Origin of the sequence: Hoeflea prorocentri (assembly GCF_027944115.1) — a bacterium.
Taxonomy (GTDB): domain Bacteria; phylum Pseudomonadota; class Alphaproteobacteria; order Rhizobiales; family Rhizobiaceae; genus Hoeflea_A; species Hoeflea_A prorocentri.
The window spans coordinates 3,974,872-3,988,493 of record NZ_JAPJZI010000001.1; the positions used below are offsets into that span (position 1 = coordinate 3,974,872).

Genomic DNA, 13,622 nt, shown 5'->3' on the forward strand with positions numbered 1-13,622 from the left:
CTGGTCGCTCGTCCAGATTTTGCTAGGATGCGTTATGTTGAGGCAATATGGTTTGGCAGGTTAGAGATATTTCAGTTCATTTCGTATCAAATCTTTGACAAAATGACATGAAATGGCATGATTGAAAAATGGTCAAGCGTCCGACGATTCCAGATCTAGCCGAGTTTGCCGGAGTTTCCGTGTCCACCGTAAACCGGGTGGTCAACGGGAGTGACAGTGTACGCCAACCGACGAGGGAACGCATTTTGCGCGCTGCCGAGGAAATCGGCTTCTATGGTCTCGGCTCCATTGAACATGAAGTGAAGCGCTGGCGCGAAACTCATAAACTGGGCGTGCTTCTGCAACAGGGCAACCGCGCCTTCAGCCGTACGGTAAGCGATGCTTTGTATCGTGCTGCAGCGGAGGATCTGGACGGCACGGTCGAATTGACCGTGGAATTTCTCGACGATCTGACAGCGGACACGGTCGCCGCGCGGCTGATTGATCTGGGAGAGCGTTGCGAATCCGTGGCGCTTCTTGCTGCCGGTCACCCGATCCTGTCAAATGCTATCGATACGGTTCTGCAAACGGGTGTTCCGGTAACCGCACTGGTCTCCCAGCTTTCGGCCAAGGGCAATGTCAGTTTTGTCGGGCTTGATAACTGGAAAGTGGGGCGGACAGCCGCCTGGGCTTTCGACAAAATCGTAAGGCAACCCGGCAAGATCGGCATTCTTGTAGGCAATCACCGTTATCGCTGCCAGGAACTGAACGAAAGTGGATTCCGCTCCTATTTCCGCGAATACAATCCCAGCTTTACTCTTCTGGAGCCGCTATCGACCTACGAGTCCGCTGCAGTAGCCCGTGAGAAGACCGAATATCTGCTCGCCGAGCATCCGGACATGTGCGGGCTTTTCGTATCAGGCGGCGGCATTACCGGCGCACTGGCGGCCTTGCGCGACCAGCCTCGCAGGGAAGATTTCTTCACTGTCGGTTATGAGCTGTATGATGCGACGCGAACAGCCTTGATTGACGGAACGCTGAACTTTGTCATCTCGCACCCGTTCGAAATATTTGCGCGAAAGGCCCTCGCGACCATGATCAAGGCAAAGAAGAACGGAAGCGACGCGGGGGCACAAAATGTGTCGCTGGAGTTCGATATCTATACGTCGGAGAATGTGTGACGCTTCACAAGGGCCTGCCTTGCAGACCTTAATGTTGTCCCGCCTGGTCCAGGCGCTTTCTTTCAAGCTGGATGGTTACGTAATAGACCCCGAAATCATCTGCCAACACAGCATCGAGGCCTTTAAGGGCCCTGTCATGGCCTGCTCCGTCTGACAGGACGGCCTGTGTTGTCAGGACCGGCTTGTCCAAGGTCAGCGACCAGATATAGACGTGTTTGATGTTCTCATTGTGCGGCAAAACAATACAAAGACAGTGGACTATCAGAAAACAGGGCAGAACAGGGCCGTGCAAAAAACACCGATACTGTATAAGTAAACAAGTGTTTAGAAGTAAAATGTGCCGCCCAACCATTTGTTCCGTGCGCAGACCGGAGTAATCCATGATCGATCTCACGTTTATCCGCTGCCTTTGTCCTGTTGCCGTGATCGCGGTGTTTGCTCCGGCAGAGACGTTGGCAGAGGAAAAATCACGCATACCGCCGCGAGAGCTCTATCAGACCATGCTGGACGCGAACCGACAGAGCGGATGGGTCCAGTTCCGGAACTTCAGCGGCTCTCAGTGGATTTATTTCACCGCCCTGCAAACCCTGCACTGCCGGCTTTCAGAAATCCGCTACTCCATCAATTCGACGTCACTCGACAAGCGGTTCGCACTTGTCGACTGCAACCCTCAGAACCCCATGGCTCTGCCGCCGGACGCCGGGCCCGAGGCAATCGCATTGCGGTTTGCGCCGGATACAGCTCAAAGCATCGCTGTCCAAGTCGTATGGGAAGACGGCAGTGAAAGCGATGTCGCCATATATGAGCCATGCGACAATGTGGGCGAGCAAAGCTGCGCTTGGCCAAAGTGATAGAACCGAACAAAGTGACCAAAAAAATACGCATGAGTGGCAATATCTACCAAGGATTGTATGGACTTTTTTTCAACCTATGCGGTATATCTGCTTTTTAATGACATAGTGCGATTAATGTAATATGTCCTTCCCGCTCCTGTGATAACACAGCAGCAATCGCGGTTCGTGCCTGGGGTATTTCAGTTGTCGCGTAGGAGAATACTGGTTTGCGGTGCCGGTGGTTTTATCGGAAATCACCTTGTCAATCGACTGAAAGAAGAGGGGCATTGGGTTCGCGGTGCGGACCTGAAATATCCCGATTTCAGCAAGACGGCGGCGGATGATTTTCAGATCGCAGACCTGAGCAGGCAGGATAGATGTGCCGGCGTCTTCGACACGGGATTTGATGAGGTCTATCAGCTCGCCGCCGACATGGGCGGCGCCGGCTACATCTTTACCGGCGAGAACGACGCCAATGTTATGCACAATTCCGCATCCATCAATCTGAACGTGCTGGAAGCGGCGCGGCGTAGCGGGACCAGCAAGGTTTTCTACTCTTCGTCAGCCTGTGTTTATCCCGAGCACAACCAGTTGGATGCGAACAATCCGATAACCAGTGAAGACAGCGCCTACCCGGCCGCTCCCGACAGCGAATATGGATGGGAGAAGCTCTTCAGCGAACGCCTTTACCTGGCCTTCAACCGCAATGCCGGCATGCACAACAGAATTGCCCGATATCATAATGTCTTCGGCCCGCTCGGCACCTGGACCGGCGGACGGGAAAAGGTTCCGGCCGCCCTTTGCAGAAAAATTGCCGAAGCCCCCAATGGCGGTACGATTGAGATATGGGGAGACGGTGAACAGACCCGCTCTTTCCTTTATGTCGAGGAATGTGTGGAGGCGACCTTGCGCTTGACGCATTCCAGCCTCGCGGAACCGGTGAATATCGGTTCGGAAGAGATGGTTTCGATCAATCAGCTCGCAGCGCTGATCATGGACATCGCCGGCAAGAAACTCTCGATCAGACATATCCCCGGTCCGCTCGGCGTAAGAGGCAGAAACTCGGACAACAGGCTGATCCGCGAGAAACTCGGTTGGGAGCCGGACTACGGGCTGGCAAAGGGCATCGAAGCGACCTACCGGTGGATTTTTGATCAGGTCTCGCGCGGGCAGGATGCGGCAGAAACCGCATGACCGATGCCAAAATCGCCATAGTCGATCCGACATTTCTCGAATATGGCGGCCACCACATGACCTGCCTTGAGACACTGCAGAAAGCCCTGCAGCCTCATCAGGCGGTCTTCTATATCCATCGGCATTCTTCCTCGGACGTCTCGAACATCCTCGACGATGTCCGGTTCGAGTTCGCGACCGAGCAGCACCGCCTGTCAAACCAGCGCGTGAAAAGGCAAATGAAGCCCGTTCGCTGGACAATTTCCCAAACGGTTCGCAGGTTGGGCGGCAAACCCGCGGACCGGCTCAACGGCAAACACTATGTGCGGGAACTTGAAAGACTGTTCGACGCATACGGACCCTCCGATCATCTGATTTCACCCACAACACGGGCGGATATGCTCGGTTCTCTCATCACCGTAGCTTCTTCACGCAAGACTGAAACTCTACCGCATGTGCATTTGCGTTTTCTGGAATATGCACCCGAATCTGACAGCGCGCTCGCAACGGCGAACTATGAACGTCTTGCCGAACTGTCGGCAGAAAACCCGCATATTCACATCTACACGGAGACGCAAACGCTACGCCGGCATTTTGAAGACCGGTTCGGCATTAAGGGAATAGGCAGCGCGATCCTGCAGCCGGGTCCGACGGTTCCGGCTGTGGAACGCAAAGCGATGTCGGACAAAATCAGGATCGGCTATCTGGGCGGAAATTTACGCAGAAACAAGGGTTTTGAACGCATACCCGCCATTGTCGGGCTGACAATGCAGAAAGTCGCCGGGACGGCGCTTGAGAACAAGATTGAATTTGTTATCCAACTGGCCCATGACGAAAACAGTATCGCCCTGCGAAAGGAATTGTCAGAGCTGCCGGGGATTGCGCAGGGTCAGTTGCGATTTGTCGAGGGCGATCATGATCTGGAGGCCTTTACAGCACTTCTGGCGAGTTGTGACGTCATGCTGTTTCCGTATTCGCAGGCCAGGGAACAGGTTCTGGCCGGCTCGGGCATCTTGATTGATGCGGTGATCCATGGGGTTCCGCTGGTCAGCGCGCCGATTTCCACCCTGAGCGAGTTCGTCGAAGAGGAGACGGGCAAGATCGCGTCCAGTGATCAGGAATTTGCGGATGCAATCGTGGAGATCGCTTCCGATATCGGCACGTATGGGGCCAATGCCGCCCGGCGATCGCTTGAGTTTTCAGAAGCCTGGCGTACGAATGACCTTGTCACAAATGTCCGCCGGTCCCTACAGGATGCGGACGCCTGAGGGCACGCTACTCTTCGATGATCAGCCGCGATAACTCCGCTGCGGCCTCATGCATCTTATCGAGATAGGTATAGGCATCCGCCAGTTTGAGACGTTGGGTCGGTGCGTGAAAGGACAAGGTCGACAGCAGGCGGTCATGCACATCGCGGATCGGCACGGCAAGAGCAATCATGCCTTCCATGAACTCTTCATCGTCCTGGGAAAAACCACGCTCACGGGTCTTGTCAACTTCGGCGAGAAGCTTGTCCGGATCGGTTATTGTGTGACCGGTGCGCCTGTCCAGGCGCGCCGAACGGGCATAACGCTCGAAATGCGCCGGATTGAGCGATGCGAGATACATCTTGCCGCTTGCCGTGCAATAGAATGGAACATGGGTTCCGACGGGAAGCTGGATGCGCAAGGGCCACTTCGTCTCGACCCGATCGATGTAAACCATCGAATCGCGCTCCGGCACTGAGATATTGCAGGTTTCGCCGATTTCCTCGGCCAGCGCGTCAAGAACGGCAAGGCGTGCCGTGCGGACGCGCAGCGAGGTCAGGACCCCCATGGACAGATCACGCAGACGCCGCCCCGGCGTATAGGACCGGCCATCGATTTCGCGCTGAAGGAAACCCTCGGCTTCGAGCGTTGAAAAGAGGCGATGTATGGTCGGCTTCGGCAATCCCAGTTGCTGGTTGATCGTCGTCGGCGTTACGGGAACGCCGACCCGAGCAATTTCCTCCAGCACCATCAACAAACGAAGGTTTGTGGGGATCGTTTCACCGGTTTCGCTGCGATCCGCCATATCCAACCAACTCACCCCCGATCGCTCTTACCTTTCCGGCAGCAGAACTGTCGATAATTCCGGCACCAGGGCGACGATGAACCAAACGCTGATCAGCGCCACCAGATAGGGCACGGTATATCTGAGCAGTTTGAAATAGGGAACACCCGTTACACCGCTGGCCACATACAGGTTCAATCCGTAGGGCGGCGTGATGAAGCCGATGGACGCGCCGACGAGGAATATCACCGCGAACTGGACCGGTTCCACACCGATCGAATGGGCGATCGGCGCCAGGATTGGTGCGAGAATGATCGTGACCGGCAGGCTCTCAAGAACCATGCCGAAGATGAAGACGATGATCATTGCGGTGAACAGGACCGCATAATAACCGCCCATATTGGTGACAAAATCGCCAATGACCTGCTGTGCGCCAAGTACAGACAAAATCTGCTGCATGACGACGGAGACGGCAATGAGCGGCGCAAGGATGCCGGTGATCTGGGCCGAGCGCGCCGTAATTGACGGCACCTCCGTCAGCCGGAAGCCCTGAACGACCAGCATTTCCGCAAAGCCTTTTTCGCTGTGCGGGCGGTCTTCGCTCTTGGAGCCCATGATCTTGTGCAAGGGCAGACAGATCAGGCCGACGATGATGCAGAAGCCAACGGTGACACCGGCTGCTTCCGTCGGGGAAAACTTGCCGGTGTAGATGCCCCACAAAACAAGACCGATCGCGAAAAAGCCAAGCCATGCCCCGAATGCGGTTTTCAGCACGCGATTGAACTCCAGCCGGATCAAATGGCCCCAGCCGTTCATCCGGCAGATGATCCAGCATGCAAGCTGCATGCCGCCGACCATCAATGCACCGGGCACGATACCGGCGACAAACAGTTCCGAGATCGGCAGATTCATCAGGAAGCCATAGACAATGAAGATAATCGATGGCGGGATAATAATGCCGACGGTGCCGCCGGCAGCAGCGGTTGCGGCTGCAAATCGCTCATCGTAACCGCCCTTGACCATTTCAGGATGCAGCATTGAGCCGATTGTGGCCGTCGTTGCCGAGTTGGAGCCGGAAATGGCGGCAAAAAGACCACAGGCACCGAGGCTGGCCATGGCCAGTCCGCCACGTATCCAGCCAAGACAGGCATAGGCGAAATCGGAAAGGCGGCGCGCAATGCCCGACTTGTTGATCAGATCGCCGGTCAGAATGAAGAGCGGCATAGCCAGCAAGGCAAACCCGTCCGTGAACACATCAGCCAGTGCTGCGCCGATATTGTCGAGCGGCAGCCCCAGCACGAAGCTGCAGCCCACCACCCAGAAGCCGATTACGAGAAATACAGGCACGCCGAGCATGAAAAACATCGTCACGCCGATTGAGATGAGGGTAATCCAGGTTCCGTCTGTCATGTCGCCCTCCCTATTCGCCGCCGATGACCGCCTGATTGATCAGGCTTTCGCCCGACCTGTATCTGGCGATATCTTCGAGATAATTTTCCAGCGCTCGCGCGCATAACAGTATGAAGCTGATCGGCACGGTGGCGAGGAACCACCACTGCATGACATTGTCCGTGCCGAGCATGATCTGGAAATTCGACGCCGAATTGGCAACGACGCGTGTGGATGTGACGACGACAATCCAGCAGAAGGTAAACCACAGAACCGCATCCAGCGTCAGACAAGCCATCTGACCGGCGCGAGGCATGGAGGTGCGGAATTCGGCAAATGCGAGATGGGTTCTGAGCCGGACATTATAAGAGCAGCCGAACCAGGTCATGATCAGGAAAAGGAAGGGAGGCAATGTTGTCGACCAGGGAGCCTGTTCGCTGAGGACAAAGCGGCGAAACACTTCGACGAAGATAATCGCTGCGATGATCAGATAAGACCATACCATGATCGAGCGTTCCAGTTGCCGATCGATGAACGGAACACGCTTGTAGATCCAAAGCACAAGAGCAGCGCCCAGAAGCGTCGCAAAAAAGCCAACGACCCAGGCGCCATTGCCGCGCAGGGCCTCACTGATCATCCAAGAATCATTCGATAGGACAGCGCTGAAAATCGCGCCGATATCCGCCGCCAGGGAACCCATGGCCACCCTCCTCCCGGGTATGCGTTATCAAAAAAGCCCGGAGCCGGCTTTACCGGCCCCGGGACATAGTATCCATCATCAGGAGGAACGCCACCAGCGGCGTGGCTCGACATTTTCAGGCTTCATGTCAGCCGGCACCTCACGGGCAACGCGATGGATATCGGTGTAGGTATCGATTCCGCCGGCCCAGTTGTTCAGACGCTCGCGCCAGGCCGCCCAGGGCTCCGGGTTGAACTCCGGCGAACACATCTCCTCAGCCATCTTGATCTGGTCTTCGGGCAGGAAGGCCGGGCGGACGTTGTTTTCAACGAACAAGGTGTCCGGCAACTGGGGATCGGAGAAACCGACGGTCTTGACCAGCGCCGCCTCGTTGGCCGCCTGGACATGGACCTGCGCCAGATAGGCCGATTCCATGATGGCGTCCTGCAGATGCGCATCCATGGCGTCAAAGACCTTGGCGGACATGGACGTATGTTCCGTGCCGCAGAAGAACTTCAGATCAACGGACTGCGAGACCACCGGCGACATATTCGCGTAAGCCACCGCAGAAGCCCAGGTTTCGGCGCCGTCGATGAGGCCTTGCTTCAGCCCATCGAGGGTTTCTTCCCACGCAATCGGAACCGGGTTGAGGTTCAGGAGCTGCATGGCGATGCGGCCGAGCTGCGTGCCGGTCACGCGGTTCTTGGTGCCAAAGAGCTCTTCAAGCTTGGTGACCGTCGGCTCTTTCTCGTATTTCAGGCCAAGCTGGATACCACGCAGTTCACAATGGCTGAAGAGGAACTTCAGGCCGTGACGCTTCTCCAGCGGGTCGCGCAGGATACGCTGACTTTCCGGGCTGTAGAGGAAATAGTACTGCGAGGCACGGCCCGGGAACATGAAGGCGTAGTCAAGCACGTTCAGATAAGGAGCACCGCCGGCCGAGTTCTGTGTCGAAGCGGCATAGATATCGACGATGCCGAGTTGTGTCTTTTCCACACAGTTCAACTGACCACAGATCTGGTTGTCGCCAATGAACTCAACGCGAATTTCACCTTCGGTCCGCTCCTCGAGATCGCGGGCAAACTCCAGGCAGCCGGCCCGCTCAATGAGCAGGTTGCGGGCGTTAAATCCGGACGCACCAAACTTCAGAGTGTGTTTTGCGGGTTTTGAAAACCGCTTCTCATAAGTGGATTCGGCCGCCTGGGCCAACGAAGAAAGGCTGATGGCGCCTCCCAGACCGCCTGCAGCCATAAGCGTGGAACTGATACCGAATTGACCCGTTAGCTTGAACAGATCGCGGCGCGATATCGCGCCCAGCGCATTCGAAACCTTCATTACGTCCTCCCAAGACAGTTTCAAAAATGAGACTTGCGATCTCAAAAATACACACTATGCTCTAAAGGTGCAAGCCCAAATAAACCTGTTGCGGTCAACAGATGTTTCGAAGGACCGATGCCAATGGACACTATTGAAGCCGATTATGTCGTTATCGGAGCTGGGTCTGCGGGATGCGTACTGGCCAACAGGCTGTCTGCGGATCCGACTGTGCGGGTGGTCCTTCTCGAGGCTGGCGGTCGCGATCTGAATCCGTGGATCCACATCCCGGTCGGCTATTTCAAGACAATGCACAACCCCAGTGTCGACTGGTGCTACAGCACCGAGCCGGACCCCGGTCTTAACGGCCGCTCGCTCGATTGGCCACGCGGCAAGGTGCTTGGCGGATCGTCTTCCCTCAACGGCCTGCTTTATGTGCGGGGCCAGCACGAGGATTACGATCGCTGGCGCCAGATGGGCAATGACGGCTGGGGATGGGATGACGTGCTGCCGCTGTTCAAGCGTGCCGAGAACCAGGAACGCGGCGAGGATGACTATCACGGTGTCGACGGCCCGCTGAATGTGTCCAACATGCGGCTCAAGCGTCCGATTTGCGATGCATGGGTCGCAGCCGCACAAAATGCCGGATACGAATTCAACACGGACTACAACGGAGCCACCCAGGAAGGAGTCGGCTATTTCCAGCTCACCGCCAAGAAGGGCAGGCGCTGCAGTGCAGCCGTTGCCTACCTTAATCCGGTCAAGAAGCGGGAAAACCTTCAAATCATCACGAAGGCGCATGTTCAGAACATCGTGTTCGACGGCAAACGCGCCAGCGGAGTCCGGTTCAAGGACCGCGGCGGGGCCGAACGCTTGGTCAAGGCAAACAAGGAAATCGTGCTTTCGGCTGGTGCCATCGGCTCGCCGCAGATCATGATGCTGTCAGGTCTTGGCGAGGCTGACCAGCTTCGCGAGCATGGTATCGACGTGGTGGCGGATCTTTCGGGTGTCGGAAAGAACCTGCAGGACCACCTGCAGGCGCGGCTCGTCTTCAAATGCAACGAACCGACGCTGAATGACGAGGTGCGCAGCCTGTTCAATCAGGCGCGTATCGGCCTTAAATATATCCTGTTCCGTGCCGGTCCGATGACCATGGCGGCGAGCCTTGCAACCGGATTCATCAAGACAAGGGATGAGGTCGCCACACCCGACATCCAGTTCCATATCCAGCCCTGGTCGGCCGATAGCCCCGGTGAAGGGGTTCATCCTTTCTCCGCCTTTACGATGTCGGTGTGCCAGCTCCGGCCCGAGAGCCGTGGAGAGATACGTCTTCGCAGCAGCAAGGCGTCCGACCATCCGACGATCCACCCAAATTACCTCGCCACTCCGCTCGACTGCCGCACGATCGTGGACGGCGTGAAGATCGCCCGCCGGATTGCCGAGCAGAAGCCGCTTTCGGGCAAGATTGCCAGCGAGTTCAGACCCGGTCCGGAAACGGTTGATGACGATGCGATCCTCGACTGGGTCCGCAATGCATCCACCACCATCTACCATCCGACAGGCACCTGCCGCATGGGCAATGATGACGGATCCGTGGTCGATGCAAGGCTGAGAGTCCACGGCATTGAGGGCCTGCGCATCGCTGATTGTTCGATCATGCCGGAAATCGTCTCGGGCAATACCAACGCGCCGGCCATCATGATTGGCGAAAAGGCCAGCGACATGATGCTGCAGGACCGGTAGGAGCCGGTAAAGGCGGGCAATACACTACTTTGCGTCCTGCGGCAGAAGAAACCAGGTGTGCATCTTACCCTTGCCCTTGATGTCGACAGTGCCGCGGTCTGCGATCTGAAAACCCGGAGACAGGCGCTGGCGGGTCGCCGTGCTGATCTGGACCTTGCCAATCTCACCGGTGGATTCCATGCGCGACGCAGTATTGACCACATCGCCCCAAAGATCGAACGTCATGCGTTTCGCACCGATGACGCCGCCGATCAGCGCGCCGGAGTTAAGACCGATACGCAATTGCAGCGGCTCGCCGTTCGGCAGCCGGATTGACCTGGCCGCCGCCAGCATATCAAGCGCCAGCCGCGCTGCCGCATCGGCATGATCGGGGCGCGGTTCCGGCAGACCGGCGACTGCCATATAGGCATCTCCCACGGTTTTTATTTTTTCGACCTGTGCGGTCTCGGCCAGCGTGTCGAAGCGTTCAAACACATTATCAAGCAGGCCAACCAGATCGCGCGCCGGCATGTGCGCTGCCTGGTGTGTAAAACCCGCAATATCGGCAAACAGAACAGTCACATCCGGATAGGTGTCGGCAATTGTCGTTTCACCGGATTTCATCCGCCGGGCGATTTTTTCCGGCAATATGGTCAGAAGCAGCCCTTCTGAGCGAAGATATTCTGTTTCCAGCGCATCCTCGGCGCGGGCAATCTCGGTTGAATAGAACCACATGACGGCCGCCGCGCCGATTGCCATATTGACCATATTCGCCGTCAAAAGACGGGCTGTTCTGAAGTCGCCAAACGGATCATAGGCACCAAGAGTGGCAACTGCGGCGATAGTGATCAAGATCAAGGTGAAGCTTGTCAGCAGCGTGATAAGTCGCACGCGTTTTGCAGTGAACGGAATTGCTGATCCAAGACCGATGCCGATCATGGGATAGACCAGGAAGCCTGCCGGAACGCCCAGAACCGCCGTTGTGATGATATTGTTGATCAGCAGCTCCGCAATGAAGACCCACCAGGCGAAGCCGGTCCGACGCGCATAGTGGAGCCGGTGGAGGGCGAAACCAAGCACCGCGACGCTCAACACATTGACGACCGTCAGAGGAACGCGGTCCAGATAGATGAACAGGAAGACCTGGAAAACATGGCCGATGATGGACAAACCGAGCACGATACGGCCGATGACGAATGCGCGCTGCTCGTTACGCTTTTCCGTCTCGGCTGAGACAGTCGTGTCCCGGCCAATGGACATCCGGCAATTCCCCTTGTGATGCATGATCAAGATCGGACCTGCGTGCCTGATGCCATCATGCGCCGGATATGGCGGGCAGAGCAACCGGCAGATGGGGATGATCTCGCACAGGTATTGGAGACAGGCTATAGCGACGTTATGTGGTATCTGGTATTCAGCATACTGCCTTGAGTTGAATTGACGCCGACGCAGATCGGACCAGGGTAACGGGCGGCAAGGTAATAAAGAACAGGCACACAAAGTGCCGATTGGACACTAAGACCGGTTTTTGAAAGGCTACGGACCGACCGCTCGATGGCACACGACAAAGAACGAAGACGCAGTTCGCAAACAACCAAAGAGGCGATACTGAATGCCGCCAGACGGACTTTCATCGAAAAGGGATTCGATGCGGCAGGTCTGCGCGAGATTACGGCAGCGGCCGGAGTAAATGCCGCTCTCGTCAACAGATATTTCGGCTCCAAGGAAAATCTCTTTCGCAAGGCCGTGGTGCCGGAACTCAATATCGATGCCCTGCTGGCTGGCGACCGGGAAACCTTCGGCAAGCGCGCCGCGACATTCTTCGCGCGGTCGGACGTGGCGGGTGAAGACACCGATCCGACGCTGGCGTTTATTCGCTCAGCCGGCAGCGCCTATGTGAACAAGACGGTCAGCAAGGCGATCCACCGGCAGATTGTCCTGCCGCTCGCCGAATGGCTTGGCGGCGAGGATGCGGAACAAAGGGCAGCGCTGATTGTCGCCCATATGACGGGGTTTGAGACGTTGCGGCGGGTTGTCGGGCTCGATTCGCTGTCACAGGACCATGCCGAAACGGTTATTCTGCGATTTGCCCGGGTGCTGCAAAGTTACGTCGACGACAAGCATTAACCGAATCGGTTCACGCCGTCCTCGCTCGGCTGAATGTGCCAGTAAATCAGCACCAGAAATCCGATAATGGGAATGAGGATAATCAATAGCCACCAGCCCGAGCGCCCGATATCATGAAGGCGACGAACGCCCACTGCGAGAGACGGAAGCAGCAGCGCCAACGCAGCGATCGTACCAAGCGGGCTTCCCGCTTCCTGAGCAAATACTGTAAAGCCGAGGAGCGGGGCGATCACAACACCATCGACAACTTCCAGAACCAGAGACAGGACGAAGACGAATAATGTCCACCACCAGAACTCCGGTCTCGTGGCGCGCCCGCTGAAATTCACATAGTTGGAAAAAACGGTTCGCACCGACTGGGTAAATGTCATTGTCCCCTCCGATAAGCGCACATCATGCTGAAACGCCGTTTTCAGGCGCCTCTATACTTATCTTTGATCGGTGACTTTGCAACCGGTAAAGAAAAGCCGCAGTTGAACGGCTTCATTTCGCCTCAGATTGCAGAACAATACAGGCTGATTGAAGAGTGATCGCTTTCCATGACTTTTTAAGACTTAGAAGCCAGCGAAACCCAGTCAGCATGGCTTACTTGAACGCCTCGCCGGGATATGCGCCCCATATCTCTTCCTGCGAGACCCATCCGCGCGCATCGGCAACGGTTCCCCGACACCATTTGCCATTGCACTCGGCGATCTGGATGACGACACCGGGCTCAAGTTTGGCGACAAGCGTGCCGCCTCTTTGCGGCGCGTCGCGCAACATCACGTAGACCCCGGTCTTTCCACGTTGCCAGGGGGCTGCAACGGCGGTCCGCTCTCCGGTCAGAAGCGATTTGTGGATCCATCCTTCGGTTCCGTCAGGGTCGCGCACGCGGCGCCAATGATCGTATTCCTGGATAATTTCCATGGGTATGCCGGACCGGGTGTAAAGCCACTCCACCGCATAATCGCGGCTCGGACCGATTCGCAGATTGACACGCCGGGCCTTGAGGCTGACAAAGCGAGGCAGCGGCAGTCCACTGGCGCCTTTTGCCGCACTCTGGGCCAGGGCGGGCGGGCTTACCGCAGCGCCGGACAGAGCGATAATCGTCGCAACGAGACCCATGCACAAGGTTCTTGTGACGGTTGCGGCATTCATTGCGACCTCCATCTGCGCAGTTGACCGAACCTCAATGCCATCTTTCAACCGGTCGGC

The 13,622-nt window shown here is 56.7% G+C and carries 15 protein-coding genes; 7 read left to right on the forward strand and 8 right to left on the reverse strand.

Features of this window, described 5'->3' with window-relative positions:
* The first annotated feature begins 128 nt into the window (after positions 1–128).
* Positions 129–1,160: a LacI family DNA-binding transcriptional regulator gene (locus OQ273_RS18680; RefSeq protein ID WP_267992298.1), complete on the forward strand. Its 1,032-nt coding sequence runs from the start codon at positions 129–131 to the stop codon at positions 1,158–1,160.
* A gap of 28 nt (positions 1,161–1,188) precedes the next feature.
* Here OQ273_RS18680 and OQ273_RS18685 read toward each other — a convergent pair whose 3' ends face one another.
* Positions 1,189–1,350 (reverse strand): hypothetical protein, encoded by a 162-nt coding sequence (locus tag OQ273_RS18685; protein ID WP_267992300.1) that lies wholly within the window; start codon positions 1,348–1,350, stop codon positions 1,189–1,191.
* Between the two features lie 190 nt (positions 1,351–1,540).
* Between OQ273_RS18685 and OQ273_RS18690 the strand changes: the two genes are divergently transcribed.
* The 3 genes from OQ273_RS18690 (at position 1,541) to OQ273_RS18700 (ending at position 4,434) form a co-directional block, all read left to right on the forward strand.
* Positions 1,541–2,011, forward strand: a complete 471-nt coding sequence (locus tag OQ273_RS18690) for a hypothetical protein (protein ID WP_267992302.1) — start codon at positions 1,541–1,543, stop codon at positions 2,009–2,011.
* Between the two features lie 186 nt (positions 2,012–2,197).
* Positions 2,198–3,187: an NAD-dependent epimerase/dehydratase family protein gene (locus OQ273_RS18695; RefSeq protein ID WP_267992304.1), complete on the forward strand. Its 990-nt coding sequence runs from the start codon at positions 2,198–2,200 to the stop codon at positions 3,185–3,187.
* On the forward strand, positions 3,184–4,434 hold the full coding sequence (locus OQ273_RS18700) for a glycosyltransferase (RefSeq protein WP_267992305.1): 1,251 nt from the start codon (positions 3,184–3,186) through the stop codon (positions 4,432–4,434). Before OQ273_RS18695 ends, OQ273_RS18700 begins: the two co-directional genes overlap by 4 nt.
* Before the next feature lie 7 nt (positions 4,435–4,441).
* Here OQ273_RS18700 and OQ273_RS18705 read toward each other — a convergent pair whose 3' ends face one another.
* From OQ273_RS18705 to OQ273_RS18720, 4 genes are all read right to left on the reverse strand, one after another.
* Positions 4,442–5,218 (reverse strand): IclR family transcriptional regulator, encoded by a 777-nt coding sequence (locus OQ273_RS18705; RefSeq protein ID WP_267992308.1) that lies wholly within the window; start codon positions 5,216–5,218, stop codon positions 4,442–4,444.
* Between the two features lie 27 nt (positions 5,219–5,245).
* The gene (locus OQ273_RS18710) at positions 5,246–6,607 is read right to left on the reverse strand and encodes a TRAP transporter large permease (RefSeq protein ID WP_267992311.1); all 1,362 of its coding nucleotides are present in this window, start codon (positions 6,605–6,607) and stop codon (positions 5,246–5,248) included.
* Between the two features lie 10 nt (positions 6,608–6,617).
* The gene (locus tag OQ273_RS18715; RefSeq protein WP_267992313.1) at positions 6,618–7,286 is read right to left on the reverse strand and encodes a TRAP transporter small permease; all 669 of its coding nucleotides are present in this window, start codon (positions 7,284–7,286) and stop codon (positions 6,618–6,620) included.
* 78 nt (positions 7,287–7,364) lie between these two features.
* Positions 7,365–8,600: a TRAP transporter substrate-binding protein gene (locus tag OQ273_RS18720; RefSeq protein ID WP_267992315.1), complete on the reverse strand. Its 1,236-nt coding sequence runs from the start codon at positions 8,598–8,600 to the stop codon at positions 7,365–7,367.
* Between the two features lie 123 nt (positions 8,601–8,723).
* Here OQ273_RS18720 and OQ273_RS18725 point away from each other — a divergent pair, with 123 nt between their 5' ends.
* Positions 8,724–10,322 (forward strand): GMC family oxidoreductase, encoded by a 1,599-nt coding sequence (locus tag OQ273_RS18725; RefSeq protein ID WP_267992317.1) that lies wholly within the window; start codon positions 8,724–8,726, stop codon positions 10,320–10,322.
* Between the two features lie 24 nt (positions 10,323–10,346).
* Here the strand turns inward: OQ273_RS18725 and OQ273_RS18730 are convergent, their stop codons facing one another.
* On the reverse strand, positions 10,347–11,561 hold the full coding sequence (locus tag OQ273_RS18730; RefSeq protein WP_267992319.1) for an adenylate/guanylate cyclase domain-containing protein: 1,215 nt from the start codon (positions 11,559–11,561) through the stop codon (positions 10,347–10,349).
* A gap of 294 nt (positions 11,562–11,855) precedes the next feature.
* Between OQ273_RS18730 and OQ273_RS18735 the strand changes: the two genes are divergently transcribed.
* Entirely contained in the window at positions 11,856–12,428 is a 573-nt protein-coding gene (locus tag OQ273_RS18735) for a TetR/AcrR family transcriptional regulator (RefSeq protein WP_267992321.1), read from the forward strand.
* On the opposite strand, the gene OQ273_RS18740 is transcribed toward OQ273_RS18735, so the two are convergent.
* A complete protein-coding gene (locus OQ273_RS18740; RefSeq protein ID WP_267992323.1) occupies positions 12,425–12,799 on the reverse strand; it encodes a DUF805 domain-containing protein in 375 nt (124 codons plus the stop codon). The genes OQ273_RS18735 and OQ273_RS18740 overlap by 4 nt on opposite strands.
* 24 nt (positions 12,800–12,823) lie before the next feature.
* Between OQ273_RS18740 and OQ273_RS18745 the strand changes: the two genes are divergently transcribed.
* Complete coding sequence (locus OQ273_RS18745) at positions 12,824–12,958, forward strand: hypothetical protein (RefSeq protein WP_267992325.1); 135 nt, start codon at positions 12,824–12,826, stop codon at positions 12,956–12,958.
* 55 nt (positions 12,959–13,013) lie between these two features.
* On the opposite strand, the gene OQ273_RS18750 is transcribed toward OQ273_RS18745, so the two are convergent.
* Positions 13,014–13,532 (reverse strand): SH3 domain-containing protein, encoded by a 519-nt coding sequence (locus OQ273_RS18750; protein ID WP_267993150.1) that lies wholly within the window; start codon positions 13,530–13,532, stop codon positions 13,014–13,016.
* Between the last annotated feature and the right edge of the window lie 90 nt (positions 13,533–13,622).

What these genes read in the sequence shown, in the direction of transcription:
- OQ273_RS18730 (WP_267992319.1), bottom strand. Translation starts at nt 11,561, where the DNA reads ATGTCCATTGGCCGGGACACGACTGTCTCAGCCGAGACGGAAAAGCGT.
- OQ273_RS18715 (WP_267992313.1), bottom strand. Translation starts at nt 7,286, where the DNA reads ATGGGTTCCCTGGCGGCGGATATCGGCGCGATTTTCAGCGCTGTCCTA.
- OQ273_RS18705 (WP_267992308.1), bottom strand. Translation starts at nt 5,218, where the DNA reads ATGGCGGATCGCAGCGAAACCGGTGAAACGATCCCCACAAACCTTCGT.
- OQ273_RS18690 (WP_267992302.1), top strand. Translation starts at nt 1,541, where the DNA reads ATGATCGATCTCACGTTTATCCGCTGCCTTTGTCCTGTTGCCGTGATC.
- OQ273_RS18740 (WP_267992323.1), bottom strand. Translation starts at nt 12,799, where the DNA reads ATGACATTTACCCAGTCGGTGCGAACCGTTTTTTCCAACTATGTGAAT.
- OQ273_RS18720 (WP_267992315.1), bottom strand. Translation starts at nt 8,600, where the DNA reads ATGAAGGTTTCGAATGCGCTGGGCGCGATATCGCGCCGCGATCTGTTC.
- OQ273_RS18745 (WP_267992325.1), top strand. Translation starts at nt 12,824, where the DNA reads ATGCTGAAACGCCGTTTTCAGGCGCCTCTATACTTATCTTTGATCGGT.
- OQ273_RS18680 (WP_267992298.1), top strand. Translation starts at nt 129, where the DNA reads ATGGTCAAGCGTCCGACGATTCCAGATCTAGCCGAGTTTGCCGGAGTT.
- OQ273_RS18710 (WP_267992311.1), bottom strand. Translation starts at nt 6,607, where the DNA reads ATGACAGACGGAACCTGGATTACCCTCATCTCAATCGGCGTGACGATG.
- OQ273_RS18750 (WP_267993150.1), bottom strand. Translation starts at nt 13,532, where the DNA reads ATGGGTCTCGTTGCGACGATTATCGCTCTGTCCGGCGCTGCGGTAAGC.
- OQ273_RS18725 (WP_267992317.1), top strand. Translation starts at nt 8,724, where the DNA reads ATGGACACTATTGAAGCCGATTATGTCGTTATCGGAGCTGGGTCTGCG.
- OQ273_RS18700 (WP_267992305.1), top strand. Translation starts at nt 3,184, where the DNA reads ATGACCGATGCCAAAATCGCCATAGTCGATCCGACATTTCTCGAATAT.
- OQ273_RS18735 (WP_267992321.1), top strand. Translation starts at nt 11,856, where the DNA reads ATGGCACACGACAAAGAACGAAGACGCAGTTCGCAAACAACCAAAGAG.